Source organism: Rhizobium ruizarguesonis (genome assembly GCF_012349115.1).
Lineage (GTDB): Bacteria > Pseudomonadota > Alphaproteobacteria > Rhizobiales > Rhizobiaceae > Rhizobium > Rhizobium ruizarguesonis.
In genome coordinates, this window is sequence record NZ_PQIG01000086.1 from 1 (window position 1) to 25625 (window position 25625).

The following is a 25625-nucleotide window of genomic DNA, read 5'->3' on the forward strand; positions in this document are numbered from 1 at the left end:
CAGGATGATTTTAGGCCGGGTCGGCCTAAAATCTCAATCCTGTTCTGCATTATATAGTTAGAGCATGATGTCGTCCGAAAACCGCGCACACTTTTCGGCATCATGCTCTACCGGATCAGCGCGCCGAAGTTATATCAGTCAGTATTTGGTAGGCGGCAGAGACACGGTCCTCGTTGGGATAGTTTTTGTTGGCCAGAATGACGATACCAACTCGCTCTTTCGGGATGAACGCGACATATGCGCCGAAACCATTCGTGGAGCCGGTTTTATTGATCCACACGTCGTCGCGCGGGTGCATCGCCGGCGTCAGCTGCTTGACGGGAATGGTTTTGAGCATCGCGCTGGAATTGTTGTCCATCAACGTCGTCAACGTCGCGGGATAGGAATACTGCTCCCAAATAAGGTCTTGCGTCATCGCGCCGACATCGAAGTATCCCATGTGCGTGTTCGTGATCGCCTGATGGAGCTTTCCGTCCAACTTGACCAGTCCCATGTTCGCGTCGATGAACCGGATCATGTCGCTTGCTGTGGATTTCACTCCATAGGCCTCGGACGAAAGAGTGGCGGGTGTCATCCGAGCCGGCTCACCGCTTCGCTTGTAGCCTTGGGCATAGTCGGCCATTCTCGATTTCGGCACATTGATATACGTGCTCGTCAACCCGAGAGAAGGAAACAATTGGTCTTCCATAAGAGCTGTGAAATCTTTGCCCATGCTTTTCGCCGTTATGTATCCGAGCACGCCGATGCTCGGATTGGCGTATGTTCGGTGCGTTCCGGCGGCATATGAAGGTTTCCAACTTGCGAAATACTCCATCAGCTGTTTTTCGGTTTTGACTTCATCGGGAACTTGCAGCGGAAATCCGCCAGCCGTGTGCGTGCCCAAATTCATCAGCTCGACATCGCCGAAGGGTCTTCCCTTCATCGACGGAAGATATTTGCGTGCCTTGTCCGACAGCGAAAGTCGGCCGGTCACGTCCGCGTAGGAGGTGAGGGTGACTGTAAACGTTTTGCTGATCGATCCCAGTTCGAACATGGTCGCCGGGCTGACGGGCCTGCCTGTGTCCTTCGACTCGACACCGTAGTTGAAGATGTGGTCCTCTCCGTCAACGGCGATGGCAACGGCCATGCCCGGAATGCCGTTTTTATCCATAATCGGCTTTACCGCTGCGTCCGAGATGGCTTTCAGTTTCATCTCGTCGGCCGCAAAGCCACTTGTGGCAATGCATGTCGAGACCAAGGTGGCCGATAGAATTTTTATCCAATTACGATTCATTTTCATCCTCCGCAGGCAGCTTTTCATCAACGCAAAGGCGCATGAGGACGGCATTTAACGGCACTGTTTTACGGCAGCAAACGATGATATCTCGGAGGAGATCCAAGAAAATCTAGGGCTAAGATGGTTCGGCAATTCCTCCCTTTAAACGGCTTGAGGGCCTTCGAGGCATCGGCAAGACATCTCAGCTTCACCCGTGCCGCGATCGAGCTTTGTGTTACCCAGGCCGCTGTAAGCCAGCAGGTCAAAAGCCTGGAGAAGCGATTGGGGGCTGCCCTTTTTCAGCGTCTCCCCAGAGGCTTGAAAATCACCGCAGAAGGCGAAGCCCTTTTGCCGACCCTGACCAATTCCTTCGATCAGATGGCGATCACGCTGGACCGGATTGAAGCCGGGCAGGTTCGGGAATTGCTGTTCTTGGGCGTGGTCGGGACGTTTGCCGTTGGCTGGTTGTTGCCGAGGCTTTCGGATTTTCAACGGCAGCATCCGTTCATCGATGTGCGCGTTTCGACAAACAATAATCGCGTCGATATGGCGGCCGAGGGACTGGACTTAGCCATTCGCTTCGGCAGCGGCTCCTGGCACGGCACAGAAGCGCTGCGTCTGTTCGACGCTCCGCTCTCTCCTCTGTGCACGCCCAAATTGGCCGAGCGTTTAAGGTCGCCTGCAGACCTGGTCGAAGCGACGCTTTTGCGGAGCTACAGGGCGGACGAATGGAGCGCCTGGTTCGCGGCAGCGAACGTTCCTCCGGCGGCGCAGATAAACGCCGGTATCGTCTTCGACTCTTCCCTCGCGATGATGGAGGCGGCCCTGCAAGGACTGGGGATCGCTCTGGCACCGCCGTCGATGTTTTCCAGACATCTATCCTCGGGGGCTATTAGACAACCTTTTCCTACGACCATATCGTTGGGGAGCTATTGGCTGACCCGACTTCAATCAAGGCCGCCAACAGCAGCCATGCTCGCATTTTCCGATTGGATAACGTCGCAGATGTCTTCCGCATCTCAATGACAGCTTCTGGTGGATTCCGATCCTCGACCTGACGTCGGCAAGGAGATCGGTGAAATTGGTGAGGCGAAGACACAATAGAGTATTTCGGTATGGCGCGCGCCATACCGAAATGCCGTTGCTTCTCAGAGGATGTCGCCGCTGTTGCCTATAAGGGCAGCTGCTTGCCGGCCTGTTCGCTGACCATGTATTCGGCGTACCAGTCCGGCCAACCTTCGTCGTGCTTGCCGCCGTTTCGCTTCTCGTGTTCGCCGTGGGCGGTCGCCGCGCGGCGGAGCGCTGACGCAAGCTCGGTCGACGTCGTGAATTTCGTCTCGTCGGCGTCGATGCGTCCCGGCAACCGCGTGGTGACTTCCTGGAACAGCCAGCCGTTGCCGTCGGGATCCTTGAAAGATGCGAAGGAGCGATAGCTGCGGTGATCGGGATCGCGGCCGGCGATCCGCAGCCGTCCGAACAGGTAGGGCTCGTCCTTGCCGGCATAGACGCCGGCCGCGTCATGGAACACTTGGCTCACCTCGACCCCGCGGGCGATCAGGTCGCGGCGGGCCGCCTCGACGTCGGAGACGATAAGGTAAAGGCCCTGGGCCGAGCCGGGTGGCGCGGCGGTGACGTTCTTGCCGAAGATGATCGCACAGCCGGAGCCGGGCGGGGTAAACTGGATCACACGGAAATCGGCATCATTGGCGAAGTCGGCATCGAGCCGCCAGCCCAGGCCGTCGTAAAAACGTTTGGCGCGGTCGACGTCGGAAACGGGGATGACGACCACCTCGAGCTTGGTGTCGACAGGCTGTGTTCTCGGGGTCTCAATGGGGGTTTCACTGCGCATGGCATTGCTCATCTTCAGCTCCTTGAGGTTTTGGATGCGTTAAGAATGGCGATACATGTCACCAGCCAGTGGACCACAGCGCTGTGAGGCCGTCGAATCAATTATTCTGTCTGATTTGGCCGGTATTGGCGGATTCCATGCCTATACCGGTTGAAGACAGATTCCGACCCGGCCATGCAAAGATCCGGCTGACAGCGCATCACTCGTGATCCGCCTTCAGCCGATGCCTGTGGGCTGCCTGCTTTGCCCGGTTGCCGCACATGGCCATGCTGCACCAGCGCCGCCGGTGGCCACGGGTGTGGTCGGCAAAAAGCAACGTGCAGACCGGTCCCTCGCAGGCCTTCACGGTAGAGAAATCCTCCGTGCAGACGAATTGCGCCAGCGCTTCGCCGACCGGCAGCAGCAGCGCATCGGGCGAGCGACGTCGACGGCTTCAAGATATTCTATCGCGAAGCGGGTTCGCCGGATGCTCCGAAGCTGCTTTTGCTGCACGGCTTTCCGAGCGCCGGCCACATGTTCCGCGACCTGATTCCGCTGCTGGCCGACCGCTTCCACATCGTCGCGCCCGATCTTCCGGGCTTCGGACAATCCGACCTGCCGGCCCGGCCTGCCACCTTCGACGGGATCGCGGCCACGATCGACCGCTTCACCGAAATCGTCGGCTTCGATCGTTACGCCGTCTACGTGTTCGACTATGGCGCGCCGACGGGCTTCCGGCTGGCGGTGAAACATCCCGAGCGCATCACGGCGATCATCTCGCAGAACGGCAATGCCTATGTCGAAGGTCTCAGCGACGGCTGGAACCCGATCCAGGCCTATTGGGAGGACGCCTCCGAAGAGAACCGCAATGCGCTGAAAGCGATGCTCCAGCCGGAGGCGACGATCTGGCAATATACCCATGGCGTCGCCGATCCGACGGCGGTTTCGCCGGATGGTTATTCGCTCGACAATTTCTATCTGGCCCGGCCTGAAGTCGAGGATGTGCAACTCGATCTTTTCGGCGACTACAAGAGCAATGTCGCGCTCTATCCTGCCTTCCAGGCGTATTTCCGCACCCACAAGCCGCCGTTCCTGGCCGTGTGGGGTGAGAATGACCCGTTCTTCCTGCCGCCCGGTGCAGAGGCCTTCAAGCGCGATAATCCGGGCGCGGTCGTGCGCTTCCTCGACACGGGCCATTTTGCGCTGGAAACGCATGCTGCCGAGATCGCTGCCGAGATTCGGGATTTTCTGGCCCGCTGACGGCAACCCGGCGCCGCCCCGCCGGAATGGGCGGGCGGTGGCCGAAGCAGAGAGGAGAAACGACATGTCGAACTCAGTAGCGATCATCACCGGGGCCAGCCAGGGTATCGGCCAGGCGACGGCGCGGCGCCTCGCGCGCGATTTTTCGGCGCTGGTGTTGGTCGCCCGCAACCGCGCCAATCTTGAGGAGACCGCGCAGGCGGTGAGGGCGGCCGGCGCGCAAGCCCTCGTCATCGGCGCCGACCTTGCCGAGCCGCAAACGGCGCAGGCCGTGGTCGATCAGGCGCTTGGCGCCTTCGGCCGCATCGATGCGCTGCTCAACATCGCCGGCGGGGTGCCACAGATCGATCTTTTCGAGATGACCGATGCGCAGTGGGAAGACGGGCTGGCGTTAAAGCTGCACGGCGCGAGGCGCCTGACGATAGCGGCATGGCCGGCGCTGAAAGAGGCAAAGGGCTCCGTCGTCTTGATGTCGGGCAATTCGGCGGTGTTTCCGAAGGCGCCGTATGCGGCGGTCGGTACCATCAATGCTGCCATCGTCGCGCTCGCCAAGGCCTTTTCCGATCGCGGCATCACCGATGGCGTGCAGGTCAACAGCGTGCTGCCCGGTCCCGTCATGACCGGCCGGCGTCGTTCCTATCTCGATTACTGGGCGCCGCTGCATGGCGTGAGCGTGGAAGAGGCGATCGCGCATTTCCCCAAGCAGGCCGGCATCGCCCGCTACGGCGAACCGGAAGAAATCGCCGAACTGATGGCTTTCCTGGTATCGCCGGGCGCACGCTGGATGACCGGCTCGACGCTGCGCATGGATGGCGGCGAGGTGAAGTCGATCTGATGCGGTCGACGGCGGGAGTGCCCCGCCGTCTTCATCTCCTATTGTTCCTCTGCTCGTCGAGCCGCTTTCACGCGGCGAGAGCGGCGCGGGTTTTGCCGATCGTCAAAGCCGCCTTTGCGGCCTCGCGCCCTTTCTCGACGAAATGTGCGCGGTAGATCTGCTGGTGATGCTCGGTTTCCTGATACTGATGCGGCGTCAGCGAAACCGACAGCACCGGCACGCCGGTATCCATGCCGGCGCGCATCAGCCCATCGACGACGGCCTGGGCGACGAATTCGTGCCGGTAGATTCCGCCGTCGACGACGAAGGCGGCGGCAACGACAGCAGCATAGCGCCCGCTTGCCGCAAGATCGCGTGACAGCAGCGGCATCTCGAATGCGCCGGGAACATCGAACACATCGACCTGCTCGGGCGGAATAAGCTGATGGAAGCCATCTAGGGCACGGTCGACGATATCGGCATGCCAGCTGGCTTTGATGAAGGCATAGCGGGTGGGTGTCATGGTAATCTCCTTTGGCGAACAGACACATCACCCAAGGCGATCACGAACGTCCCCGACAGCCGCAAGGGCGGCAGGAACGCGCGTTCTCTTTCATCCGGACTATGACCGTCGGCTCAGGCATCTCACCTGATCTGCTGACCCTTCCTGAGAAGGCGCTCGCGGGCTCGCAATCCAAATTGCATACCGCCGGTAGGGACTTGCACCCCGCCCTGAGAACGGCGCGAACAATAGGTGGAAGGTGACGGGCTGGCAATAGTCCGGAAAGAGCTTTCATGACCGATGAAAGCGCCGATGCAGGATCAGGGCTCCCGACGCGGCGATTTTGCTTGTTCGTCGATCGCGACGGGCAAGCCCTCTTGTGGAGGATGGGCTTGCGCCTACATGCTTCCAGTGAGGACATTCACGTCAGAATAGCACGGCAAGACAGGATGCGCCGTCTCCAGCGGAGACGGGCAGGGCCGTGGCAACCACGGGAGAGAGAGATGCAAGACCCCTTCGTCGTCCACCGCGAGGCGCATATCGCGGCGCCGCCGGCCGCGGTGTTCGCGCTGATGACCGACCCGGAAAAGATCCTGCGCTGGATGGGAACGGAGGCGCAGGTCGAGCCGCAGCCCGGTGGGCTCTATCTCGTCAACGTCACCGGCGCCCGCTTTGCGCGCGGCTCGTTTCGAGAAGTGGTTCCGGTTCATCGCCTTGCCTACAGCTTCGGCTGGGACGGCAGTGAGGTGGTGCCGCCGGGGTCGAGCCTGGTCGAGATCGACCTGATCGAGCAAGGAGATGGAACGCTGTTGCGGCTCACCCATAGCGGCCTGCCGAGCGCCGAGCAATGCGCCGGCCATGCGGAAGGCTGGGCGCATTACCTCGGGCGGTTGACCGAGGTCGCCGCCGGGCATGATCCGGGTCCCGACCCTTTTTACGGCAGGACATGAACAAATTTTGCCGGCAGCGGGGCGTCTGTGAAGCGCTTGCCGTTGCGACAACAACGGTCGGCGAGCGCCCAAGCCGGTCGTGCGGAAGCGCTTCTTTTGCTACCGCAAACATGAACGCGCAGTTCATCTCCAGTTCAATTTAGCGGTCCTAATCTGCGGACGGCTGGATTGAAAATGGAGTTCACGATGAAGGCACTTTCTATCGCGGCTGCCTTGCTTGCCGGCAGCCTCTCGATCGGTACCGCGGAGGCAATGCCGATGGGGACAATCAATGTCCAGAGCAATGTCACAAGGGTCGACTACGCCTGCGGTCGCGGCTGGCATCTGACGCGCTGGGGCGAATGCCGGCGAAACTGGAGACGCCCGCCGCCGGTAGCTTTCTACGGTGGTCCGCCCCGCTGGGGCTGGGAGCGGCGTCACCGGGATTGGGATGGTCCGCGCTGGCGCGATGAGAGGCGCTGGGATCGCGACCGGCGTTGGCGGGATGATGACTAAAGGTCTGGCTTAGATGTAGATGGACGAAGGCCGGAGCGATTTTCGCCCGGCCTTTTCTAATGCTTCGCCGACGCTGACAGCCAGCGTTCTCCCGATTCGCCCGAGAGGATCAGATCCTGCTGACGAGCCAGTGCTTGTCGTCGATCAATTCCTCGAGCTCGACGGGATCCTTGACGCCGAATTCGAACCATTCGACGAGTTCTTTCGCCTTGCGGCTGCTCTCCTCCGCCGTCAGCTCGACCTGATATCTTTCGCACCATCGCCGAAGGATCGACGTCAGCAGCGTCATGTCATTCCCATCCAGCGGAACTTTCGGCCAGAAAATCGTGCCCATCGTACCCCTCAATCACACGATGACGAACGGCCCCATAATGGAATCAAAGCCGCGCAAGTTTAAAGTGTTTATTTTTTGTTTTCCACCGCGGCGAATGGTTTTCGACAGGGAGTGGAACGTCCTTTTGGGGATGAAAGGTTGAGCCGGTGGAAACGTCCTCATGGACATTCGGAATGGCTGCTTGCGCTCACCCGGGGACATCCTTGCGGCCGCCCCGGTCAGCGTGCGATGTTAAGCCATGGATCTGCCATCTCCCCTTGCCTGGCTGGTTGATGAGGCCGGTGCCTCGCCCAGTCCCGAATGGTTTCTGGCCGAACTCGGGCGCCGGCTGCTGGCCGATGGCCTGCCGCTTTTGGGCGGCGCGCTGACGCTTTCGGTGCCGCATCCGATCATCGCGCGGCGCACCTGGCTGTGGCGGGCGGAGACTGGCGCTGTTATTGAGGCTTTGGCCTTTGCCGCCGCTCCGCGGAGCGAGGCCGGGCGCGAGTGGCTGGCCGGGCTCGGGCCGGTATGGGAAGACAGGATCGGGCCTTCACAGGACAATCGGTCGGACAGCCCGCTGCTCGGCTGGGCGAGGGTTGCCAGCGGGGTAGGGGCAGGTGCATTCGGCGCAGCCGAGGCCGGCCTGCTGCGCGAGGTCGCGCGTTTTGCTGCAGCGCCGCTCGCCGCTTTGGCGGCGCGCGAGGCGCGGGCAGCGCTGCTTGAAGCCTATCTCGGCCGCCGTAGCGCCGCGCGGGTGCAGGCCGGCGCGCTTGCCCGCGGCACCGGCGAGACCATCCGCGCGGCCCTTCTCTGTGCCGATCTGCGCGACTTCACCGCCCTCTCCGAGGTGACCGAACCTCACGTGATGATATCAGCACTGGACGCCTGGTTTGACCGCGTCGCTGGCGCCGTGCATGCCTTCGGCGGTGAGGTGTTGAAATTCATCGGCGACGGCGTGCTGGCGATCTTCCCGGTCACGGCTACGTCAGGCGAGGGCGACGCAGCCCGAGGGGATCGCGAGGCTTGCGAGGCCGCACTTCGGGCGGTCGCCGCCAGCCGTGCCGGCATGGCCCATCTCGATCAACTGCGCCAGGCGCAGGGACTGGCACCGCTGCCCTTCGGCGCAGCACTTCATTTCGGCGAAATCCTGTGGGGCAATATCGGCGCGGCCGACCGGCTGGATTTTACCGCCATCGGCCCCGCCGTCAATCTGGTCAGCCGGCTGGAAGGGCTCTGCAAGCCGCTCGGCCGAAGCGTGCTGATCTCGGGCGCGGTGGCAGCGAATACGGCGACGGCGCTGACGCCGCTCGGGGAGCACACCTTGCGCGGCATCGCCGACCCTTGCGCTGTCTTTGCCCTGCCGACGGATTGAGCTGCGGGCAGGGATGACGCAGTTTTGCAAAGTAAGATTTGCAAAGATATGTTTGCAATAGTAGGCTTGCGGCATGAAAACACCGCGCCCGCAGCCTGCTCAATCCGTCACCGCACCCCGCACCATCAGCCGCGTGGTGCCCGATCCGACCGCGCTGAAGGCGCTGGCGCATCCAGTCCGGTTGCGCATGCTCGGCATGCTCAGGGTCGAGGGACCCGCTACGGCGACGCAGCTGGCGGTGCGGCTCGGGTTGAACAGCGGCGCTACCAGCTATCACCTGCGCCAGCTTGCCCAATATGGCTTTATCGAGGAAGCACCGCATCCCTCGCGGCGCGATCGCTGGTGGCGCGCAAGCCACGAACTCACCTCGGTGCCGGCGAGCGAGGCTGAGGGCGAAGCGTTGGATCTCGATCTTGCCTTCAACCAGGCGGCGCTCTCGCTGCAGGTCGGTCAGATGCAGCAGGCGCTGGAGGAATATACCGAGCTGCCGGCGGAATGGCGCAAGGCGAGCACGGCCAGCGACATCATCATCCCGATGACGGCGGAACAGGCCGAAGCCCTGACCAAGCGGCTGACCGATATCATTCTCGAAGCGATGCGGGTAGCTCCGCCTTTGGGGGAGCTGGCACCCCCGGATATGGTTCCCTTCTCGATCATGCTGCACGCCTTTCCCTACCCGGGCCGGCTCCCGCACCGCGATGGGGATGGTGGGCCATGAGAAGAGGTGGACCTTTCCTGGCGCTTGCCGCAGCCGAGACGCTTTCGCTTTCCGGCACGCGGCTGTCGACCATCGCCATTCCCTGGCTGGTGCTGAGCACGACGGGCAGCCCGGTTCTGACCGGGCTGACGGCTATGATGGAAATGCTGCCCTATGTCGCCGCCAAGGCGCTCAGTGGGCCGCTGATCGACCGCGTCGGCCCGAAGCGCATCGCCGTCGTCTGCGATACCGCCTCGGTGGCTGTGGTGGGGCTGGTGCCGCTGCTCGATCTCTTTGGCCTGCTGACCATGCCGCTGCTACTGCCTGTTGTCTTTGCCATGGGCGTGCTGCGCGGCCCTTCCGATGCCGCCAAACAGGCGATGGTGCCTGATATCGCCACGCTGGCGGCCATGCCGCTCGAACGGGTCACCGGCGTCGTCGGTGCTATCGAGCGGCTGGCCTCGACGGCGGGGGCAGCCGGCGCCGGCGCGCTGATCGGCCTGATCGGCCCGGGCCAGGCGCTCGTCGTTAATGCCGTCACCTTCGCCGCCGCTGCGCTGATTGTGGGAGTAGGCATTCCTGGGCTGCGGCGCGTCCCCGAGCCACGCGGCATGCCCGAACCGCGCGGCGCGCCTGAGGCTCGGCCGGGCGGGATGTCCTCCTATTTCAGCGATCTCCGGGAAGGCTGGCGCTTTCTGCGCGGCGACGCGGTGCTCGTCAGCATCGTCACCATGGTGGCGACCACCAACCTGCTGGACCAGGCTTATCACGCCGTACTGCTGCCCGTCTGGACGCAGAGCTCAGGCCATGGCCCGGAATTGTTGGGGGCGATGTTTTCGGCCTTCACCGGCGCCTCGATCGCGGGTGCCGCGATTGCCGCTGCGATCGGCGAGCGGATGCCGCGCCTGATGGTCTATACCGTGGCGTTCCTGCTGACCGGGTTTCCGCGTTTTCTCGTTGTTGCGCTGGATGCGCCGCTCGCCCTCATCTTCATCACCCTGGCAATCGCAGGATTTGCCTCGGGCTTCCTCAATCCGATCCTGTCTGCGGTGATCTTCGAGCGCATCCCCAAGCCGTTGACCGGCCGCGTCACCGCGATGAACGCCGCCCTCTGCTTTGTCCTCATCCCCTTCGGCGGCCTCGTCGGCGGCGCGTTGATCAGTACGATCGGCCTTGCCGCGGCGCTCTCGCTCACCGGGCTCGCCTATCTCGCCGCAACGCTCTTTCCCCTGGCGCTGAAAAGCTTCCGCGGCTTCGACAAGGCGGTCGCCGATGCCGGCGCATGAAAGCGTGCGTCTACTGTTTTAGCGTCGCGGCCCCGTGCTTTGCCCCCGGCGCCCAAGCTCTTCAACTATCAGATCGACGAAGCGTCGGACACGTGGTTCCAGCAGGCGCTTGTCGAGATAGAGCGTGACGATCTTTGCGTCGTCGGTTTCGAGGTCGGTCAGGATCTGCCGGAGGCGGCCGGTGACGAGATCGTCGGCGACGAGAAAATCGGGAAGCAACGCGATGCCCAGCCCCGCCAGGGCGGCGTCGCGGATTGCCTCGGCGCTGTCGAGCCTCAGGCGGCTGCGCCCTTGCGCTTTGACCCAGGGACCGCCTTCACCGCGAAAGCGCCAGCCCTGCCTTTGATTGCGGCCGGCGAAGATCAGGCAGTCGTGGGCTGCGAGATCGTCGATGTCGCCCGGCTCACCGCGCTCGGCGAGATAGGACGGCGAGGCGCAGAGCCGCGCCTTATAGGTGGCGATCACGTGCGAGACGAGGCGGATGTCCGACGCCGTCGCCGTCGCGCCGATCCGGATCGCCAGATCGAAGCCTTCCTCGACGATGTCGGCCAAACGATCGGTGAAGCTCACTTCGACCTGGATGTCGGGCCAGGCCCGCAGATATTTTTCAAGCAGGGGCAGCACGACGAGCCGCCCGAAGGCATCTGGAACGGTGAGCCTGAGAACACCTCGCGGCGTGCTGTTCTGCCCTGCCACGCTCGCTTCCGCCTCGTCGACCGATGCGAGGATCTGCAGCCCGCGCTCGTAAAACATCCGGCCTTCGTCGGTTAGGCTCAGTGTCCTTGTCGTGCGGTTGAGCAGGCGCGCGCCGAGCCGGTCTTCCAGGCGGATGACGGCCTTTCCTGCCGCGGAACGGGACAGGCCCATGGCCTGGCCGCCGGCGATAAAGCTTCCGGCATCGACGACGGCCATGAAGATCATGATATCGTTCAGGTTCGTACGCGGCATGAGGCAACTCGAGCGGTTCGGCTACATCAATAAGTCGGTCAGTCATGGGATCGATTCAAGGTTCGCACCATCAACGGCTACCGCGGCAGTAAGGTCCCGACGCTCCGCTTCTGTGTCGACGTCTCTTCTCCAATCAACCTTTTATGGCAGCCATAGCACCGGATCGCCGGTCAAAGATGGGCACTGGAAGCCGGGCTACAGCATATCGCCGAGGCTCCAGTGGTTGTTCCACCGGACGTCGATCTCGTCGTCGACATTCTGATATCTTATGTCGGTGGAGAGGCGCAGCCGCCGGCTGCGGTCCTGGTTGATGGTCGAAGCGTGGATCATGTAGGGCGAGTGGAGCACCACGTCGCCGGCCTCATAATCGGCGGCGAGCCAGCGGGTGTCGAAACGCTCTGCCATGTCGGGGGGATCCTTCGAGACCCAGCCGCCTTCGCTCATGTGGCTGTTATAGGCACTGATCTGCTCTTCCGGAGAAAGATCGCCGCTTGCCGCCCTGAATTCGGCCTCCATCTTGGTGCCCAGAGCATGCGAGCCTTCGAGATAGACCAAGCCGCCCATCTCGGCGGGGGTGTCGCCGATCGGTATCCAGGTCGTCACCAGGCGGCTGGTGCCGCCTCGGAGATAGACGAGATCGTAGTGGGCGGGCGTGGCTGTCAGCGATCCCGGCTGGACGAAGCGCATGATCTTGCGCTTGTGCAGATAGGAGATGCCCTGCAGGAAATCGTCCATGAAGCGGACGAGCAGTGGTTGCGCACAGAAGCCTTCATAGGCGGCGGAGCGGACGAGCGACATCAGGCGCCGGTCCGCCAGGCTTCTGTCGAAGCCACCGGCAGACGCGATCCCCAGAGAAAAATCGCTGCCCGGCTCGACCAGTCCGGTTTCGGCAAGGCGCTCGAAGACCCAGTGGCGGAAATCGATGACATCGGCCCGCGGCAGAAGGCCTTTAAGCCAGACATAGCCATCGTGCTGGTAGCGGCGGCGGATGGCGTCGACGCCGATGACGGGATCGGTCGGCATGAGCCAGCCCGTCCGCTCCGCAGGCAAGGTTTTGCCATGGGCGGCAAGGGGAAATTCCGGCCTGCAGATCTGCTCGGCCTCCGCGGCAATTGACATTTCACTCCTCCGTCGCTTGAGTTGGCTTGCCATCAATTACCTGATCCGGCGCGCCAACCGACATAGAGGAAATTCATAGCTGGACTTTTCGCTCACCATGAGAGACCCAGAGGCCATCTATAGGGCGCCGCTTGCCGCTGCCGGCGGACTTGCTGTTACCGGCAGCGGCAAGCAGCAGGCCCGCCGTGCGGTGACGGACCGGAAACTGCCGAGTTTCGCCGTCGTGCTGGTAGAGCGCGGGCAGGGCTGGCTGGACACCGCGGCCAGCGGCCGCCTGAGCCTCACCGGGCCGATCCTCTTCTGGCTGTTTCCGAACCGCGCGCATTCCTATGGCCCCGATGAAGGCGGCTGGGACGAGCGCTGGGCGCTTTTCGAAGGATCGTTCACGCGAGACTTCGTCCGGCTGAGGCTCATGACCGAGCGACAGCCCGTCGTGGCCTTGCATCACGTAGATGAGATGGCGCGGCTATTCGGCACCCTGCATGCCGACCTGCTCGACGATACCAACCTCGGGCAGGCATCGGCGGCCTTGATGCTGCATCGCATCGTCATATCAGCGGCAAAACAGGTAAGTGTTGCTGCCGATCACCGCCGAGACAGGCCCGACATGGCCGAAATCGTCGAAACGCTGCGGCAACGCGCAATGCAACCGCTGGACCTTACAGCCTTCGCCGCCGAGCACGGGATGTCGCCGGCGACGCTGCGCAGGCGGTTCACGCTCAAAACCGGGCTGCCGCCCAAGGCATTCCAGCTTCGTGCGCGCATTGACCACGCCAAACAGCTCTTGGCAACCACCGACGAGAAGATCGAAACCATCGCCGCCATGGTCGGCCTGGATGACCCGTTTTATTTTTCGCGTGTCTTTCACGAACGCGAGGGCTGCAGTCCTCGCGAATTTCGCGCCAGGTACACCAGGGGTTGAGAGCCCGGCAGCAGTGGCCGTATCCCGTTTTCACGAAGTCGTGTATGATGATGGGGCGTTGGAGACGATCTTTCACGGCGTCGGCAAAATCTTCGCCGCGCAGGTCCGATACCGGGTGGAAGGTTTCGCTGTCCGATGCGTGAGCGTCCGGCTTCGCTCGTTGGCGGAGGTCGGGCCGGGAGGGGAAAATGACGTCCAGCGCATCGAATGTCGATCTCGCGCCGTCGAGACCGTCCATCATCCATGCAGCGGTTCAATTGGGAGTCGTCGCGCTTCTGGTCTATGTCTGCGCCAGGATCATGTCGCCGTTCCTCGGCATTCTGCTTTGGTCAGTGATCCTGGCGGTCATGCTTCATCCGTTACATCTGCGCCTGTCCGATCGGATCGGCAATCGCTGGTCGGCATCGCTCATAGGGATCGTCGGCGTTGCCGTCGTGCTGGTGCCGATGTTCGTCGTGATCACGTCGCTTGGGTCATCCATTTACTGGCTTGTGTCCGGTTTGCAGAACCAAAGCCTGACAATTCCGCCGCCTCCAACGTGGCTTGCCGACCTGCCGGTGGTCGGAGCGAAGATCTCGGACGGCTGGTCGCTCGCTGCAGCCAACCTGCCCTCGGCATTGCGTCAATACGGCGAGATGCTGAGCAAGCCTGCTGCGTGGCTCGCATCCTTCGCCGGCGGCCTGGCCTCTGGCGGCCTGTCCTTCGTTCTTTCCATCGCGATCGCCGCCGTGCTTGTCGCTTACGCCAAGGGTGCTGCGGCTTTTGCCCTCAGTCTGCTGGAACTCGTCACCAACAGCAGGGCGCGGGGTGCCCGGCTTGTCCACCTGACCGCCACAACGATCCGGGGAGTTGCTGTCGGCGTGGTCGGTGTGGCGGCAATCCAGTCGATGCTCGTTGGCATTGGCTTCTTCGCCATCGGGGTTCCGGCGGCCGGTGCCCTGACGCTCGTCACGTTTCTATTGGCAGTCGTGCAGATACCGCCGCTGCTGCTGACGCTGCCTGTCATGGCCTATGTCTTTGTCACGGAAGCGACAACACCAGCAATCATCTTCGCCATATGGTCTTTCATCGCCGGGCTGAGCGACAATTTTCTCAAACCATTGATGCTCGGCCGCGGATCTGATGTGCCGATGCCGGTCATCCTGGTCGGTGTCATCGGAGGGATGATAGCTGACGGCCTTCTCGGTATATTTGTCGGCCCCGTGCTGCTGGCCGTCGGCTTCGTTTTGCTGATGGAATGGTTGCATCAGCGCCCGGTCGAGGACGGCCCCCAGATCGAAGGTCCGGCCCCATGATCAAAGTCATTGGTCTCGGCCTGCTTGCGATGGCGATCTGCCTCGCACTCCAGGCGCTGGCTTCGGTGCTGGCTGCGCGTTATTTTGCTCACGCGCGCACGCAACCCGTAGGCCGAAAGCCCTGGCGGACGATCTTCGTGCAATTCTCGGTCCTGATGATCGTGCTCATGCTGGGCAATATCTTCCAGGTCGCTTTTTGGGCAGTGTTATATCGCGTGCTCGGTGCCTTCGAAGACTTCGAAACGGCAATGTATTTTTCGGGCGTCACTTTCACGTCGCTCGGTTATGGCGATGTCGTGCTGGATGGCCGTATCCGGCTGCTAGCGCCGCTGCAGGCAGCCAATGGGCTGATGATGTTCGGGATCACGACGGCGCTTTTCTTCTCGGCCATCCAGCAGGCCATGGGGAAATTGGCTGCGGCAAATCAAACCGCGCATGAGCCATAGTGTGCCGCAGCCTGGTCGACGAAGATCGCCTGCCGGGAAGGGGCCTCAGCGCCAACCCATCGCAGGCGCGACGTGGGTGAGGATCGCTTCAATGACATGGGCGTTGTAGTCGACGCCAAGCTGGTTGGGGACGGTCAGCAGCAGGGTGTCGGCTTCGGCGATGGCTTGGTCTTCGGCGAGCTGCTTGATCAGGGAGTCGGGCTCGGCGGCGTAGCTGCGACCGAAGATCGCCCGGGTCTTCTCGTCGATGAAGCCGATCTTGTCCTCACCGTCATTGCCATAGCCGAAATAGGCGCGGTCGCGGTCGTCGACCAGCGCAAAGATGCTGCGGCTGACCGAGACGCGCGGCTGGCGCGTGTGGCCGGCTTCTTTCCAGGCCTCGCGGTATGCGCGGATCTGGTCGGCCTGCTGGACGTGGAAGGGCTCGCCCGTCTCATCGTCCTTCAGCGTCGAGCTCTGCAGGTTCATGCCGAGCTTGGCCGCCCAGACGGCGGTGGCATTCGAGCTTGCGCCCCACCAGATCCGCTCACGCAGGCCCTCGGAATGCGGCTCGAGGCGCAGGAGACCGGGCGGGTTCGGAAACATCGGCCGCGGGTTCGGTTTGGCAAAACCCTCGCCGCGCAGCACTTCGAGGAAGACTTCGGCGTGGTGGCGGGCCATGTCGGCCTCGCTCTGGCCTTCGGGCGGGGCATAACCGAAATGGCGCCAGCCATCGATCACCTGTTCGGGCGAACCACGGCTGATGCCGAGCTGCAGGCGGCCGCCGGCGATGAGGTCAGCCGCGCCGGCATCTTCAGCCATATAGAGCGGGTTCTCGTAGCGCATGTCGATGACCGCGGTGCCGATCTCGATCCTGTTGGTTCTAGCGCCGACGGCTGATAGCAGCGGGAAGGGTGCGGCCAGCTGGCGGGCAAAATGATGAACGCGAAAATACGCTCCGTCGGCGCCGAGCTCCTCGGCCGCGACGGCAAGGTCGATCGACTGCAGCAGCGCGTCGCCGGCCGAGCGCGTCTGCGATTGGGACGAGGGCGTCCAGTGCCCGAATGAGAGGAAACCGATCTTCTTCATGCCGATGCCGCACCTTGATCTGTTGTATCTGGGGTCGATCGGTCATGGCACAGTTTCGGCCCGGAAGACAATCGGAACCGGATGGCCGAACCGATGAAAACCCATTGACATAAACTTGTGTTACAGCGTCTGCTTAGGCCGCGAGAGCATGGAGTTTTGATGGATCAGCGCAGGGGCTCCTCCTTTTCGGAAACCGACGTTGTCGCAAATTACCGGTATCGCCCGCCTTACCCCGATGCCGTATTTCGAAAGCTTCTGGCAATTGCGCCACGGTCGGAGCATCTCCTGGATATCGGTTGCGGACCTGGAAAAATCTCGTGCGCTCTGGCGGGTGCGTTTACAAGTGTTACGGCAGTTGACCCCTCTGAGCATATGATCGCTCTCGGCAGATCGCTGCCGGGCGGTAACGCGGGGAATATCCGGTGGATAGAAAGTTTCGCCGAGGATTTCCCGGCCAACGGTGGACCTTTCGATCTGACGGTCGCTGCGGCAAGCATCCACTGGATGGATCATAGCAGGCTGTTTCCGCATCTTCTGGCAAACGCCGCGCCAGGCCATGTCATGGCCGTCATTTCCGGAGACGACCCGTTCGAACCTCCATGGCAATCGGATTGGCATTCTTTCCTGGGGAAGTGGGTTCCGGAGGTGACAGGCCAGCCTTTCGATCACGATAAAAGGTCCGAGGGCATGCGAAGCTATCAGAGCTATCTCAACCTCCATGGCAGCGAACACTTCGTATCAGAGCGTCCCTTCGAGCAGAACGTCGAAGACTTCGTATCCTGCCAGCATTCGCGGGATACATTTGCGCCTTCAAAACTGGGCGACCGCATCGCAAGGTTTGATGCGGAACTCTCGGAGCTGTTGCGCTCCTATTCGAATGATGATCGGTTGAGCTTTGTCGTGTGCACCAGGATTGTCTGGGGCGAAATCAAGCCGATCTGAGAAGAGTGGACATTTGGGGTGGGTGGCAGACAGAGGCGTTGCGGCATACTCGCCTTACCTCTCTCGCCATAGTCGAGGAGAGGGAAACCAAGGCGCCGCCGCGTATCTCTTCTCCCCGGTGGGGAGAATGTGCCTGCAGGCGGATGAGGGGGTGAGCGACGACAGGAGCGAATGCGCTGAGCGCAAACGAAGGGGCAATGAATGGTGTGCCGTGTAACCCCCTCATCCGACCCTTCAGGCCACCTTCTCCCCGGCGGGGAGAAGAGGGAACAAGCGGCGATCTCAGCCATTCCATAAATCACGCGCTGCCCACATCCTCCATCTGCTGGCGCACGCCGTTGAAGACCTGCGCCGGCACGCGCAGCGCGGCATCGTCCTCATAGAGCGCCCGCAACTCCCCGAAGCGTTCGTCCGCTGCCATCGTCAGGGCAGCGAGGCGATCGAAGCGGGCGAGACCATCCGCAGACATCTCTTCTTCGGGTTCCGGCATCGATCCCCAATTGTCCCAGGGAAGCATCTCCATGTTATTGAGGGCGGCGAAGTCGCGGACGAGGTTCATGGCGATGAACCAGAAGCCGGACTCGTCGAAGATGCCGAATTTTCCGGGGTCGGCGGTGCCGGCGCGGCAGCGCTGCCAGGCTTCGCCAGCGCTCAGGAATTTGCCCGAAGGCTGGTCGAGAGGATCGAAATCGAGTTTCAAGGCAGCACGCTGGAGATCGTCGATCTGGAAGTCCGCAGACACCCAGCGCTCTCCGTCCCAATATTCCACGATCCAGTGATCGATGCCCTTGCCGGCCTCGAAATACATTCCGAAGCCGCATCGGGCGCGTGCCGGCAGGCTCTGGGCCTTGAGTGCTGCGCAGGCAAGCACGGTGAAATTGCGGCATGTGCCGATGCTGCGCTTGTCAGGCGGGCGCGTGATGTCGAGGGGCGCGGGATCGATCGCCATGATCGTATCGAGTATCTCGCCCGCCGGCCGCGTGTGCGATTGCGCCCTTCGCTCCGGGGTCAGCACCTGATCGTAGTGTTGCGCCCAGGCATCATGCAGCAGCGTGCCGTGCACGGCGGCGGCAACGGCGCCGACGCCCTGAAGCGCGGCAAGGGCAGGCGCATGCGACCCGGCCGAGGTCATCCGGCCGGGTCGCGTGTAGAACTCGATAGGGCTCTCATTTCCGCTCATCCCGGGCAGTATGATAAGTCAGGCGCGGCAGGGCAAGACCCCGCGGGCGATGTGTGAGGCCCGCGGACGGCGTGGCTGGATTCCTGTGACAAGCACAGGACGGAGGAGAGACGAGCGACTATCAGGAACTTGCCAAGCAATTGGGAATGAGTTCCGACCGCATCCAATGCGTTTCACTTTGAACGTGGTTGTCCCGCACATACTTGCCCATGCGAACTGGCATTTCGGTTTCTGGGAACGCATCAGCGATCCGAACGACAAATCCCTCCTGCTTGGTCCTATCCAGCGAGGCCGCAGTATCCTCGAACAGGCCGGCATTGTATGGTCCCCGATACAGAGTCGACACGGGAACGATGCTCAGTTCTTCGAACCGAGCCAGAGTCAGATCCCAGGATTGAACTTCGCCTTCGATAATCCATGCAAAGCCGAGGAAGTATGACGGCAGATCATCATAACCGATCGAGTGCCGGGCATAGAGGTTCTCGCCCACGATGCGTTCGCCGTCTGCCAGTTGCGGGCTGATCCCGGCGGCAAAGGCTTTAAGCCAATCGCGCGACGAATGGTAACGGCTGTCGGGACTGCGGGCGTGAGACCCACCCCGATGAATGGTCGTGTTCTCACCATCCATTTTCTCGGTGATGACAAGATCGGCGATCATCAGCCCGTCAAGCTTCGTCATGACCTTGTCGTCGCTTGTCGCTCCGGGCGAAATCGGCAGGTGATAGGTTCGTCCGTATTTTTTCATGGGATGAAGGCATAGCCGTTGACGATCGCACAATGCAAGGTCGCCTTCGGGCGACAAGCTGCCCTTGATGGTACGTAACGCCTGGCTTTTATTGATGCGACAATCGTTCGTGGATCGGCATCTTCGGCGACTGTCACGGCGATCGCCGACGGGTGCCCTGTCTAGTTGTCATCCTACGATCCATTGCGGTTTCGTCGAGCGGTCTCTGCTGCCCCCGAATCGCGCCTGAGGAAATCGACGAAGGCGCGTAGGCTCGGCGGTGTGTAGCGTTGTGAGGGATAACAGAGGAACCAGCCAGGGAAGGTGCCGCACCACTCCTCAAGCAGCGGCACGAGCTTGCCGTCCTCGATCAGCGGACGCACGAGGTCTTCGGCCCAGAAGGCAATGCCGACGCCCTGGACGGCGGCGGCAAGGGCCATCTCGCGGTGCGAGACGATCAGCGGGCCGTTGACCGCGACGGAGAACCATGTGTTTTCTTTGAGGAATTCCCACTTGTAGAGACCTTTACCGCCCGGCCGGCGCCAGTTGATGCAATGGTGCTGGAGCAGGTCGCCCGGCACATTTGGGCGGCCGTGCCGGACGATGTACTCCGGCGAAGCGACGGCCAGCTGGCGCTGCTCGCCGCCGAGCTGGACGGCGATCATATCGGCTTCGAGAAACTCACCCAGCCGTGCGCCGACATCATAACCGGCTTCGACGATGTCGGTGACTGCATCATCGATCGTCACGTCAAGGACGATATCGGGATAGGCGGCGTGGAAGCGGCCGAGGGTTGGCTCGAGGAAGGTTGCGGCGGCGACACTCGGCAGATGCACCCGGAGCGTTCCCGCCGGCGTGTCGCGTGCGTCGACGACATTGCGGACCGCCGCCTCCATCTCGATCATGGCCGGCCTGAAGCGTGCATGCAGCCGTTCGCCGGCGTCGGTGAGCGATATGCTGCGCGTCGTGCGGTTCAATAGGCGAAGCCCCAGGCGGGCTTCCAGCGCGCGGATCGTCTGGCTGAGCGTCGATGCCGACATTCCGAGCTCGGCTGCGGCGCGCGCGAAATTGCCGTGGGCGACGATGGTCACGAACGCCTTGAGCTCCGCATAGTCGCTGCCGCGCATTATGCCTCCAAGTCCACATAGTCTGTTCGATTTATATAGCATTGTTGTCATGATCATCGCAGCCTAAATTGCCGATAATTTCGCCAGCCCTGAACCAAAAGACGGGAGAGCCGGTATGCAGACAGACAAAAAGCTCAGTGGCAGGGTCGCCCTCATTGCCGGCGCTTCGTCTGGCATAGGTGCGGCGACCGCTCTGGCGCTGGTGGAGGAAGGGGCAAGCGTGGCGATCGCCGCGCGCCGCATGCCGCGCCTCGAGGCGTTGGCGGAGCGCATCCGCGAGCGCGGCGGTGAGGTCCTACCGATCGAGGCCGACGTGTCCGACGAGGCACAGGCTGCGGCGATGGTGCAGCGGGCAATCGGCGATTTCGGCAGGCTCGACATGCTGCTCTGCGTCGCCGGCGTCGGCGTTGCCGCGCCGTTCCGGAACACGACCACCGCCGAGTATCGGGAGATGGTCGAGGTCAATTTCCTCGGGCTGCTCTACCCGATCCATGCGGCGTTGCCGACGATGCAGCGGCAGGGGGCCGGCCATATCGTCATCGTCTCCTCCGGCACCGGCCGGTACATTCATCCCTCGACGGTCTATTCCGGCACCAAGCATGCGGCGAGCGCTATGGCGGAATCGCTGCGGCGGGAGATTGGCCGGGATGGCATTCGCGTCACCTGCATCGAGCCTGGCGCCGTCAGGACCGAGTTTACCTCCCACATGCGCGCCAGTGTCCGCGAGGCGGTGGAACAAAGGCTTGGCGACATGGAGCAACTGGAGGCCGCGGACATCGCCGCGGCCATTCTCTATGCGGTGACGCAGCCGCGCAGGGTCAATGTCAATATCCTGACGCTCTACCCCACTGAGCAGGCGTAAGTGTTGTGGCGATTGCCTCAAGCGGAAGGAGAGCCAACCGCCATAAATACCGGAGATTGAGTCGGTTTTCCCGATGGCTGCGGGCTTTCGTTTGTTATGATGCGGTGGACGGCGTGGGGCGTGAGCCTCGGCATAATGCCCTGGCGCGTCTTCTCGTCTTGGCCGCGCGCCGTCGCACTGCAGCCGAGAGGGTCGAAGCATGTGCTACACGTTCGCCATAGGTGATATCCATGGCTGTATCGATCCGCTGAACAGGATGATCGATCGGATCGCGGCCTATGCGCCACGAGGGACGGTCGTCTTCCTTGGCGACTATGTCGATCGCGGGCCTGACAGCAAAAGCGTCCTCGACCGGATCATTGCCGGTCCATCGGACTCGTGGCGATGGATCTCCCTGAAAGGCAATCATGAGGACCTGATGGTCGCTGCCTATGCCGATAGCGATAGCGATAGCAGAGACGTGTGGATCGGCAGCGGCATCGGCGGACTTGAAACCGAAATGTCCTATGGCGGCAGAGTTCTGCCCCAGCATCTGCAATGGGCGGCCGATCGTCCCCTCATGCATGTCGATCGATATCGCATTTTCGTCCATGCGGGCGTCGATCCAGCATTTCCGCTGGAGCAGCAGAGCGAGCACGATCTTCTCTGGTTACGGTTCCCTCCCGGTGAGTCCAGCGACTATTGGGGCAAGCACCTGGTCCACGGCCATACACCGTCGCTATCCAACCCGGTGACGACAGGAAACCGCACCAACATTGACAGCGGCTGCGTCTTCGGCGGCAAGCTTTCCTGCGCGGTCTTCGATGACGAGATTGCCGGCGGGCCGATCGACTTTATCGAGGTGAGGGCATGAACTTGATCGCGCCGATAAGGAGGTAAGGCCGGACGCGGTCGAGCGGAAGTGCCGCTTGCTCCCTCTTCTCCCGGCTGGGGAGAAGAGGTACCGGTGGCGTCGCGGAGCGTTATCGGGGGCTTATGCCCCGCCAGCCGGCGGCGAGCCGCAGCCAGGGCGCCAGGTGGAAGCCGCTCATCAGCAGGTACATGGGCACCATTCCGCCGATCGGGAAGGCATCCGGCGTTGTCGTGCAGATCATGTCGACGCTGTCGGTCATGGCCGTCAACAGCGCCATGATCGCGAATGTCGGAGCGGCGGCGAGCGACAGCCAATCGGCGGCGTGGGCGACGATCCGGCCGCCTGGGTTAGCCATGCCACCGCTCGGATTACCAGATGATCCGTCTGCGGCGGCAGCCAGCGAGAGCCATTCGGCGGCGTTGAGAGCGGCGTTGCCGTCGCCTCTGCTTGGAGTGTGGGCGGAGAGCAGCATCGGCGTCACTCCTTGCCGTACCGGTCGTGGTGGCGCCACCAGATGCCGGTTTCGTTGCGGCCCTTGGGGGCGCGGTCGAGCCACTGGTACATGCCCCATAACCCGTCCAGCCCGCGCGCATAGCTGGAATAGCTGTGGTAGACGGCGCCGTCGATGAGCTCGAAGGCGCTGACACCCGGGCGGTCGCGGGTATAGGTGGGGACATCGGTGCCGGTCATGGCGGCGATCTGGGTGATAGGGGCCTCGTTGCCGCGGGGCTGCCACTCCTGGACAGTCCTGGGGGCGGGCGGTTCGCGGCGGTAATTATAGTCTACATCGCCTTGGTGCTGCTGCTCGGCAGAGAACCAGACGCTGAAATCGCCGTTGAAGTCGCTGCCGAAGGAGGAGGCCCAAGGAAAGCTCCAGTCCATTCGTCGCTTGAATGCTTCGAGCTTTGACAACGGCGCCCGGGAGACCGCCCAAAAGGCGACGTCGTGGTTCTCCAGGTGAACGAAGAAGCCGTTAAAGCCATCGGCGATCGACGAGCAGGACGGGCATCCCGCGGTATAATCCGGCCCGAACATGAAGTGATAGACGAGCAGCTGCGAGCGGCCGCCGAAGAGATCCTTCAGCGAGACGTTGCCGCCGTCAGTGTCGAAGCGATATGGCTTGTCGATCCTCACACGCGGCAATTGCTGGCGCTTCATCGCCAGCGCGTCGCTCTGCCGGGTCAGTTCCTTCTCCTCCTCGAGCAGATCGAGCCTTGCTGCCAGCCACTGCTGGCGTGTTGCGTTCAGCTGTGCCGTCATGGGTCTTCTCCTTTGCCTGTGTCTCGTCGTAGCATCCGGCGCAGGCTTGCTTGCCGGTCGACGATAAATCTAAGGCCAGGTGGGGAAATGGTGGGAGTGACAAGTGTGACGGGATTTGAATGGACTCGCTGATCACGGCAGCGGCGCGGGCGCTGGCAGTGGGAGATGCGCTCGGCGCGCTGAAGCGGGTGGCGCTTCGCGACGATGCGCCGGCGCTGGCGCTGCGCGGCATCGCGATGGCGCAGCTCGGCGATCTCGTCCGCGCCAAGGCGCTGCTGAAGAGCGCGGCGCGCGCCTTCGGCCCGCGGGAGGCGATGGCGCGGGCCCGCTGCGTGGTCGCCGAGGCCGAGATCGCGCTCGTTTCGCGCGATCTCACCTGGCCACCCAAGGCGCTGGAAGCGGCGCGCAAGGTGCTCGAAGCGCATGGCGACAGGGTCAATGCCGCCCATGCCAGGAATGTCGAGCTTCGCCGGCTGGTGCTGATCGGCCGGCTCGACGAGGCCGAGAGGGCGCTCGAAACACTCGACCCGACGCCGCTGCCGCCGGCGGCAAGGGCCGCTCATGAGCTGGTGGTCGCGGGCATCGCGATCCGGCGCCTGCAGACGAAATCGGCGCACGAGGCTCTCGACCGAGCGAGGCAGGCGGCGCGCGAGGCCGGTATGCCCGTATTGGCGGCGGAGGTGGAAAATGCCGCCCACGTGCTCAGCGCGCCGGTGGCGCGGCTGATCTCGCGCTGGCGGGAAAGCCCGCTGCTGCTCGAGGAGGTGGAAGAGCTGCTAGGTTCGGGCACGCTCGTCGTCGATGCCTGCCGCCATGTCGTGCGCGACGATCAGCTTTCGGTGTCGCTGGCAACGCGGCCGGTGCTCTTCACGCTCGCCCGGACGCTTGCCGAAGCTTGGCCGGCGGATGTGGCACGCGGCACACTCATCGCGCGCGCCTTTCGCGGCAAACATGCCGATGAATCGCATCGTGCCCGGCTGCGCGTCGAGATCGGCCGGCTGCGTGCCGAAATGCGGGGACTGGCGGAGGTCTCGGCGACGAAACGCGGCTTTGCGCTTTCGCCGCGGCGTGCCGAAGAGACCGCCGTGCTGGCGCCGCTCGTCGAAGGCCAGCATGGGGCGGTGCTTGCCTTTCTCGCCGATGGCGAGGCGTGGTCGAGCTCGGCGTTGGCGATCGCGCTCGGCGCCAGCCCGCGCACCGTGCAGCGGGCGTTGGATTCACTTGCCGGGGACGGCAAGGTGCAATCCTTCGGGCGCGGGCGGGCGCGGCGCTGGATGAGCCCGCCGCTACCCGGTTTCCCGACGATCTTGTTACTCCCGGGACCGTTGCCAAGCGATTAGTATGGCCTGACCGATGAGGATGGCCCTACGGGCGAACAGGATGGAAGAGATGAAAAAATCGGCGGCGACTATCATCCGCGAATATGGACCCTTTCCCGGTGCCGAGCGCGTCAACGGCGTCACCTTCGACGGTGAGCACGTCTGGTTCGCCTCGGGCGACAGGCTGAATGCGCTCGATCCCGCAAGCGGCGAGGTGGTGCGCTCGATCGAGGTCGCATCCCATGCCGGCACGGCCTTCGATGGCGAGTTCCTCTATCAGATCGCCGAGGATGTCATTCACAAACTCGACCCGAAGACCGGCCGTATCCTTTCCACCATCCCGGCGCCGGGCAATGGTGGCGATTCCGGCCTTGCCTGGGCCGAAGGCTCGCTCTGGGTCGGCCAGCACCGCGGCCGCAGGATCCATCAGATCGACCCGGAAACCGGCAAGATCCTCCGCACCATCGAATCCAACCGCGTCGTGACAGGCGTCACCTGGGTCGACGGCCAGCTCTGGCACGGCACCTGGGAAGGCGACGACAGCGATATCAGACGCATCGACCCCGAAACCGGCGAGGTGCTGGAGCGGCTGGAGATGCCCGAGGGCACCGGCGTCTCCGGCCTCGAATCCGACGGCGCCGACTGCTTCTTCTGCGGTGGCGGCGCCAGCGGCAAGGTCCGTGCGGTGCGCCGGCCGGGGTGAGGCCCGGTCCCGCAAAGCGGGAGTGATCGATCCAGTGGATCGATCGCAGGGCCGAACGCCCTGAGCTATGCGAAGGGCCGGG

General features: G+C 62.8%; 28 protein-coding genes, 1 pseudogene and 1 riboswitch. Of the genes and pseudogenes, 16 read left to right on the top strand and 13 right to left on the bottom strand.

What is annotated here, in order from left to right:
* Positions 1-115 precede the first annotated feature (115 nt).
* The gene (gene ampC, locus C3Y91_RS20350) at positions 116-1273 is read right to left on the bottom strand and encodes a class C beta-lactamase (protein WP_024320872.1); all 1158 of its coding nucleotides are present in this window, start codon (positions 1271-1273) and stop codon (positions 116-118) included.
* Between the two features lie 123 nt (positions 1274-1396).
* On the opposite strand from ampC, the gene C3Y91_RS20355 reads away from it, so the two are divergent.
* The gene (locus C3Y91_RS20355) at positions 1397-2281 is read left to right on the top strand and encodes a LysR family transcriptional regulator (protein WP_024320873.1); all 885 of its coding nucleotides are present in this window, start codon (positions 1397-1399) and stop codon (positions 2279-2281) included.
* 145 nt (positions 2282-2426) lie between these two features.
* On the opposite strand, the gene C3Y91_RS20360 is transcribed toward C3Y91_RS20355, so the two are convergent.
* Together C3Y91_RS20360 and C3Y91_RS20365 are read right to left on the bottom strand one after the other, a co-directional pair.
* The gene (locus C3Y91_RS20360; RefSeq protein ID WP_018074283.1) at positions 2427-3116 is read right to left on the bottom strand and encodes a VOC family protein; all 690 of its coding nucleotides are present in this window, start codon (positions 3114-3116) and stop codon (positions 2427-2429) included.
* Between the two features lie 187 nt (positions 3117-3303).
* Positions 3304-3534 (bottom strand): annotated as a pseudogene (locus tag C3Y91_RS20365) (CGNR zinc finger domain-containing protein); the annotation flags it as partial.
* Between C3Y91_RS20365 and C3Y91_RS20370 the strand changes: the two are divergent.
* The gene (locus C3Y91_RS20370) at positions 3477-4343 is read left to right on the top strand and encodes an alpha/beta fold hydrolase (protein ID WP_131711932.1); all 867 of its coding nucleotides are present in this window, start codon (positions 3477-3479) and stop codon (positions 4341-4343) included. The pseudogene C3Y91_RS20365 and the gene C3Y91_RS20370 overlap by 58 nt on opposite strands.
* 64 nt (positions 4344-4407) lie before the next feature.
* A complete protein-coding gene (locus C3Y91_RS20375; protein ID WP_075224049.1) occupies positions 4408-5178 on the top strand; it encodes an SDR family oxidoreductase in 771 nt (256 codons plus the stop codon).
* Between the two features lie 67 nt (positions 5179-5245).
* On the opposite strand, the gene C3Y91_RS20380 is transcribed toward C3Y91_RS20375, so the two are convergent.
* Positions 5246-5680: a 6,7-dimethyl-8-ribityllumazine synthase gene (locus C3Y91_RS20380; RefSeq protein ID WP_075224048.1), complete on the bottom strand. Its 435-nt coding sequence runs from the start codon at positions 5678-5680 to the stop codon at positions 5246-5248.
* Between the two features lie 78 nt (positions 5681-5758).
* Positions 5759-5901: riboswitch (FMN riboswitch) on the bottom strand.
* Between the two features lie 261 nt (positions 5902-6162).
* Here C3Y91_RS20380 and C3Y91_RS20385 point away from each other — a divergent pair.
* Entirely contained in the window at positions 6163-6609 is a 447-nt protein-coding gene (locus C3Y91_RS20385; RefSeq protein WP_018074290.1) for an SRPBCC family protein, read from the top strand.
* Between the two features lie 186 nt (positions 6610-6795).
* Positions 6796-7104 (top strand): GCG_CRPN prefix-to-repeats domain-containing protein, encoded by a 309-nt coding sequence (locus C3Y91_RS20390; protein ID WP_168575723.1) that lies wholly within the window; start codon positions 6796-6798, stop codon positions 7102-7104.
* A gap of 109 nt (positions 7105-7213) precedes the next feature.
* Here the strand turns inward: C3Y91_RS20390 and C3Y91_RS20395 are convergent, their stop codons facing one another.
* Entirely contained in the window at positions 7214-7438 is a 225-nt protein-coding gene (locus C3Y91_RS20395; protein ID WP_131589990.1) for a hypothetical protein, read from the bottom strand.
* Positions 7439-7676: 238 nt separating this feature from the next.
* Between C3Y91_RS20395 and C3Y91_RS20400 the strand changes: the two genes are divergently transcribed.
* The 3 genes from C3Y91_RS20400 to C3Y91_RS20410 all read left to right on the top strand — a co-directional run bounded on the left by C3Y91_RS20400 (position 7677) and on the right by C3Y91_RS20410 (position 10775).
* The gene (locus tag C3Y91_RS20400) at positions 7677-8792 is read left to right on the top strand and encodes an adenylate/guanylate cyclase domain-containing protein (RefSeq protein WP_131589988.1); all 1116 of its coding nucleotides are present in this window, start codon (positions 7677-7679) and stop codon (positions 8790-8792) included.
* A gap of 73 nt (positions 8793-8865) precedes the next feature.
* Positions 8866-9510, top strand: coding sequence for an ArsR/SmtB family transcription factor (locus tag C3Y91_RS20405; protein WP_130661897.1), 645 nt, complete (start codon positions 8866-8868; stop codon positions 9508-9510).
* Positions 9507-10775 carry an MFS transporter gene (locus C3Y91_RS20410; protein ID WP_131589986.1) on the top strand — a complete coding sequence of 423 codons (1269 nt, stop codon included), beginning with the start codon at positions 9507-9509 and terminating at the stop codon, positions 10773-10775. The genes C3Y91_RS20405 and C3Y91_RS20410 overlap by 4 nt, the downstream gene beginning before the upstream one ends.
* 18 nt (positions 10776-10793) lie before the next feature.
* On the opposite strand, the gene C3Y91_RS20415 is transcribed toward C3Y91_RS20410, so the two are convergent.
* Together C3Y91_RS20415 and C3Y91_RS20420 are read right to left on the bottom strand one after the other, a co-directional pair.
* Positions 10794-11723 (bottom strand): LysR family transcriptional regulator, encoded by a 930-nt coding sequence (locus tag C3Y91_RS20415; protein WP_018074295.1) that lies wholly within the window; start codon positions 11721-11723, stop codon positions 10794-10796.
* A gap of 195 nt (positions 11724-11918) precedes the next feature.
* On the bottom strand, positions 11919-12842 hold the full coding sequence (locus tag C3Y91_RS20420) for a phytanoyl-CoA dioxygenase family protein (RefSeq protein ID WP_168575724.1): 924 nt from the start codon (positions 12840-12842) through the stop codon (positions 11919-11921).
* A gap of 97 nt (positions 12843-12939) precedes the next feature.
* Here C3Y91_RS20420 and C3Y91_RS20425 point away from each other — a divergent pair, with 97 nt between their 5' ends.
* The 3 genes from C3Y91_RS20425 to C3Y91_RS20435 all read left to right on the top strand — a co-directional run bounded on the left by C3Y91_RS20425 (position 12940) and on the right by C3Y91_RS20435 (position 15505).
* Entirely contained in the window at positions 12940-13764 is an 825-nt protein-coding gene (locus C3Y91_RS20425; protein WP_168575725.1) for a helix-turn-helix transcriptional regulator, read from the top strand.
* Between the two features lie 188 nt (positions 13765-13952).
* Entirely contained in the window at positions 13953-15059 is a 1107-nt protein-coding gene (locus C3Y91_RS20430; RefSeq protein ID WP_024320880.1) for an AI-2E family transporter, read from the top strand.
* Positions 15056-15505, top strand: a complete 450-nt coding sequence (locus tag C3Y91_RS20435) for a potassium channel family protein (protein ID WP_018074299.1) — start codon at positions 15056-15058, stop codon at positions 15503-15505. Before C3Y91_RS20430 ends, C3Y91_RS20435 begins: the two co-directional genes overlap by 4 nt.
* A gap of 45 nt (positions 15506-15550) precedes the next feature.
* Here the strand turns inward: C3Y91_RS20435 and C3Y91_RS20440 are convergent, their stop codons facing one another.
* Positions 15551-16573: an LLM class flavin-dependent oxidoreductase gene (locus C3Y91_RS20440; RefSeq protein ID WP_018074300.1), complete on the bottom strand. Its 1023-nt coding sequence runs from the start codon at positions 16571-16573 to the stop codon at positions 15551-15553.
* A 159-nt stretch (positions 16574-16732) separates the two neighbouring features.
* Here C3Y91_RS20440 and C3Y91_RS20445 point away from each other — a divergent pair, with 159 nt between their 5' ends.
* Positions 16733-17515 (top strand): class I SAM-dependent methyltransferase, encoded by a 783-nt coding sequence (locus tag C3Y91_RS20445; RefSeq protein WP_018074301.1) that lies wholly within the window; start codon positions 16733-16735, stop codon positions 17513-17515.
* A gap of 298 nt (positions 17516-17813) precedes the next feature.
* On the opposite strand, the gene C3Y91_RS20450 is transcribed toward C3Y91_RS20445, so the two are convergent.
* From C3Y91_RS20450 to C3Y91_RS20460, 3 genes are all read right to left on the bottom strand, one after another.
* Positions 17814-18695, bottom strand: a complete 882-nt coding sequence (locus tag C3Y91_RS20450) for a transglutaminase-like domain-containing protein (protein WP_130655846.1) — start codon at positions 18693-18695, stop codon at positions 17814-17816.
* Between the two features lie 121 nt (positions 18696-18816).
* On the bottom strand, positions 18817-19440 hold the full coding sequence (locus C3Y91_RS20455; RefSeq protein WP_024320882.1) for an RNA ligase family protein: 624 nt from the start codon (positions 19438-19440) through the stop codon (positions 18817-18819).
* A gap of 173 nt (positions 19441-19613) precedes the next feature.
* Complete coding sequence (locus C3Y91_RS20460; RefSeq protein WP_024320883.1) at positions 19614-20546, bottom strand: LysR family transcriptional regulator; 933 nt, start codon at positions 20544-20546, stop codon at positions 19614-19616.
* A gap of 115 nt (positions 20547-20661) precedes the next feature.
* On the opposite strand from C3Y91_RS20460, the gene C3Y91_RS20465 reads away from it, so the two are divergent.
* Both C3Y91_RS20465 and C3Y91_RS20470 read left to right on the top strand, forming a co-directional pair.
* Entirely contained in the window at positions 20662-21408 is a 747-nt protein-coding gene (locus C3Y91_RS20465) for an SDR family oxidoreductase (protein ID WP_024320884.1), read from the top strand.
* Between the two features lie 199 nt (positions 21409-21607).
* On the top strand, positions 21608-22261 hold the full coding sequence (locus C3Y91_RS20470) for a metallophosphoesterase family protein (protein WP_168575726.1): 654 nt from the start codon (positions 21608-21610) through the stop codon (positions 22259-22261).
* Between the two features lie 109 nt (positions 22262-22370).
* On the opposite strand, the gene C3Y91_RS20475 is transcribed toward C3Y91_RS20470, so the two are convergent.
* Together C3Y91_RS20475 and C3Y91_RS20480 are read right to left on the bottom strand one after the other, a co-directional pair.
* A complete protein-coding gene (locus C3Y91_RS20475) occupies positions 22371-22733 on the bottom strand; it encodes a hypothetical protein (protein ID WP_168575727.1) in 363 nt (120 codons plus the stop codon).
* Positions 22734-22738: 5 nt separating this feature from the next.
* Positions 22739-23521, bottom strand: a complete 783-nt coding sequence (locus C3Y91_RS20480; RefSeq protein ID WP_168575728.1) for a DUF899 domain-containing protein — start codon at positions 23519-23521, stop codon at positions 22739-22741.
* Between the two features lie 119 nt (positions 23522-23640).
* Between C3Y91_RS20480 and C3Y91_RS20485 the strand changes: the two genes are divergently transcribed.
* Positions 23641-24861 (top strand): ATP-binding protein, encoded by a 1221-nt coding sequence (locus C3Y91_RS20485; RefSeq protein WP_168575729.1) that lies wholly within the window; start codon positions 23641-23643, stop codon positions 24859-24861.
* A 49-nt stretch (positions 24862-24910) separates the two neighbouring features.
* Positions 24911-25543 (top strand): Vgb family protein, encoded by a 633-nt coding sequence (locus tag C3Y91_RS20490; RefSeq protein ID WP_130809318.1) that lies wholly within the window; start codon positions 24911-24913, stop codon positions 25541-25543.
* The last annotated feature ends 82 nt before the right edge of the window (positions 25544-25625 follow it).

Excerpts from the sequence above, each read along its gene's own strand:
- C3Y91_RS20395 (WP_131589990.1), bottom strand. The coding sequence starts at position 7,438 with ATGGGCACGATTTTCTGGCCGAAAGTTCCGCTGGATGGGAATGACATG.
- C3Y91_RS20460 (WP_024320883.1), bottom strand. The coding sequence starts at position 20,546 with ATGCGCGGCAGCGACTATGCGGAGCTCAAGGCGTTCGTGACCATCGTC.
- C3Y91_RS20445 (WP_018074301.1), top strand. The coding sequence starts at position 16,733 with ATGGATCAGCGCAGGGGCTCCTCCTTTTCGGAAACCGACGTTGTCGCA.
- C3Y91_RS20360 (WP_018074283.1), bottom strand. The coding sequence starts at position 3,116 with ATGAGCAATGCCATGCGCAGTGAAACCCCCATTGAGACCCCGAGAACA.
- C3Y91_RS20425 (WP_168575725.1), top strand. The coding sequence starts at position 12,940 with ATGAGAGACCCAGAGGCCATCTATAGGGCGCCGCTTGCCGCTGCCGGC.
- C3Y91_RS20420 (WP_168575724.1), bottom strand. The coding sequence starts at position 12,842 with ATGTCAATTGCCGCGGAGGCCGAGCAGATCTGCAGGCCGGAATTTCCC.
- C3Y91_RS20375 (WP_075224049.1), top strand. The coding sequence starts at position 4,408 with ATGTCGAACTCAGTAGCGATCATCACCGGGGCCAGCCAGGGTATCGGC.
- C3Y91_RS20475 (WP_168575727.1), bottom strand. The coding sequence starts at position 22,733 with ATGCTGCTCTCCGCCCACACTCCAAGCAGAGGCGACGGCAACGCCGCT.
- C3Y91_RS20480 (WP_168575728.1), bottom strand. The coding sequence starts at position 23,521 with ATGACGGCACAGCTGAACGCAACACGCCAGCAGTGGCTGGCAGCAAGG.
- C3Y91_RS20390 (WP_168575723.1), top strand. The coding sequence starts at position 6,796 with ATGAAGGCACTTTCTATCGCGGCTGCCTTGCTTGCCGGCAGCCTCTCG.
- C3Y91_RS20450 (WP_130655846.1), bottom strand. The coding sequence starts at position 18,695 with ATGAGCGGAAATGAGAGCCCTATCGAGTTCTACACGCGACCCGGCCGG.
- C3Y91_RS20400 (WP_131589988.1), top strand. The coding sequence starts at position 7,677 with ATGGATCTGCCATCTCCCCTTGCCTGGCTGGTTGATGAGGCCGGTGCC.
- C3Y91_RS20465 (WP_024320884.1), top strand. The coding sequence starts at position 20,662 with ATGCAGACAGACAAAAAGCTCAGTGGCAGGGTCGCCCTCATTGCCGGC.
- C3Y91_RS20355 (WP_024320873.1), top strand. The coding sequence starts at position 1,397 with ATGGTTCGGCAATTCCTCCCTTTAAACGGCTTGAGGGCCTTCGAGGCA.
- C3Y91_RS20440 (WP_018074300.1), bottom strand. The coding sequence starts at position 16,573 with ATGAAGAAGATCGGTTTCCTCTCATTCGGGCACTGGACGCCCTCGTCC.
- C3Y91_RS20410 (WP_131589986.1), top strand. The coding sequence starts at position 9,507 with ATGAGAAGAGGTGGACCTTTCCTGGCGCTTGCCGCAGCCGAGACGCTT.
- C3Y91_RS20435 (WP_018074299.1), top strand. The coding sequence starts at position 15,056 with ATGATCAAAGTCATTGGTCTCGGCCTGCTTGCGATGGCGATCTGCCTC.
- C3Y91_RS20490 (WP_130809318.1), top strand. The coding sequence starts at position 24,911 with ATGAAAAAATCGGCGGCGACTATCATCCGCGAATATGGACCCTTTCCC.
- C3Y91_RS20470 (WP_168575726.1), top strand. The coding sequence starts at position 21,608 with ATGTGCTACACGTTCGCCATAGGTGATATCCATGGCTGTATCGATCCG.
- C3Y91_RS20485 (WP_168575729.1), top strand. The coding sequence starts at position 23,641 with ATGGACTCGCTGATCACGGCAGCGGCGCGGGCGCTGGCAGTGGGAGAT.
- C3Y91_RS20455 (WP_024320882.1), bottom strand. The coding sequence starts at position 19,440 with ATGAAAAAATACGGACGAACCTATCACCTGCCGATTTCGCCCGGAGCG.
- C3Y91_RS20380 (WP_075224048.1), bottom strand. The coding sequence starts at position 5,680 with ATGACACCCACCCGCTATGCCTTCATCAAAGCCAGCTGGCATGCCGAT.
- C3Y91_RS20385 (WP_018074290.1), top strand. The coding sequence starts at position 6,163 with ATGCAAGACCCCTTCGTCGTCCACCGCGAGGCGCATATCGCGGCGCCG.
- C3Y91_RS20405 (WP_130661897.1), top strand. The coding sequence starts at position 8,866 with ATGAAAACACCGCGCCCGCAGCCTGCTCAATCCGTCACCGCACCCCGC.
- C3Y91_RS20430 (WP_024320880.1), top strand. The coding sequence starts at position 13,953 with ATGACGTCCAGCGCATCGAATGTCGATCTCGCGCCGTCGAGACCGTCC.
- ampC (WP_024320872.1), bottom strand. The coding sequence starts at position 1,273 with ATGAATCGTAATTGGATAAAAATTCTATCGGCCACCTTGGTCTCGACA.
- C3Y91_RS20415 (WP_018074295.1), bottom strand. The coding sequence starts at position 11,723 with ATGCCGCGTACGAACCTGAACGATATCATGATCTTCATGGCCGTCGTC.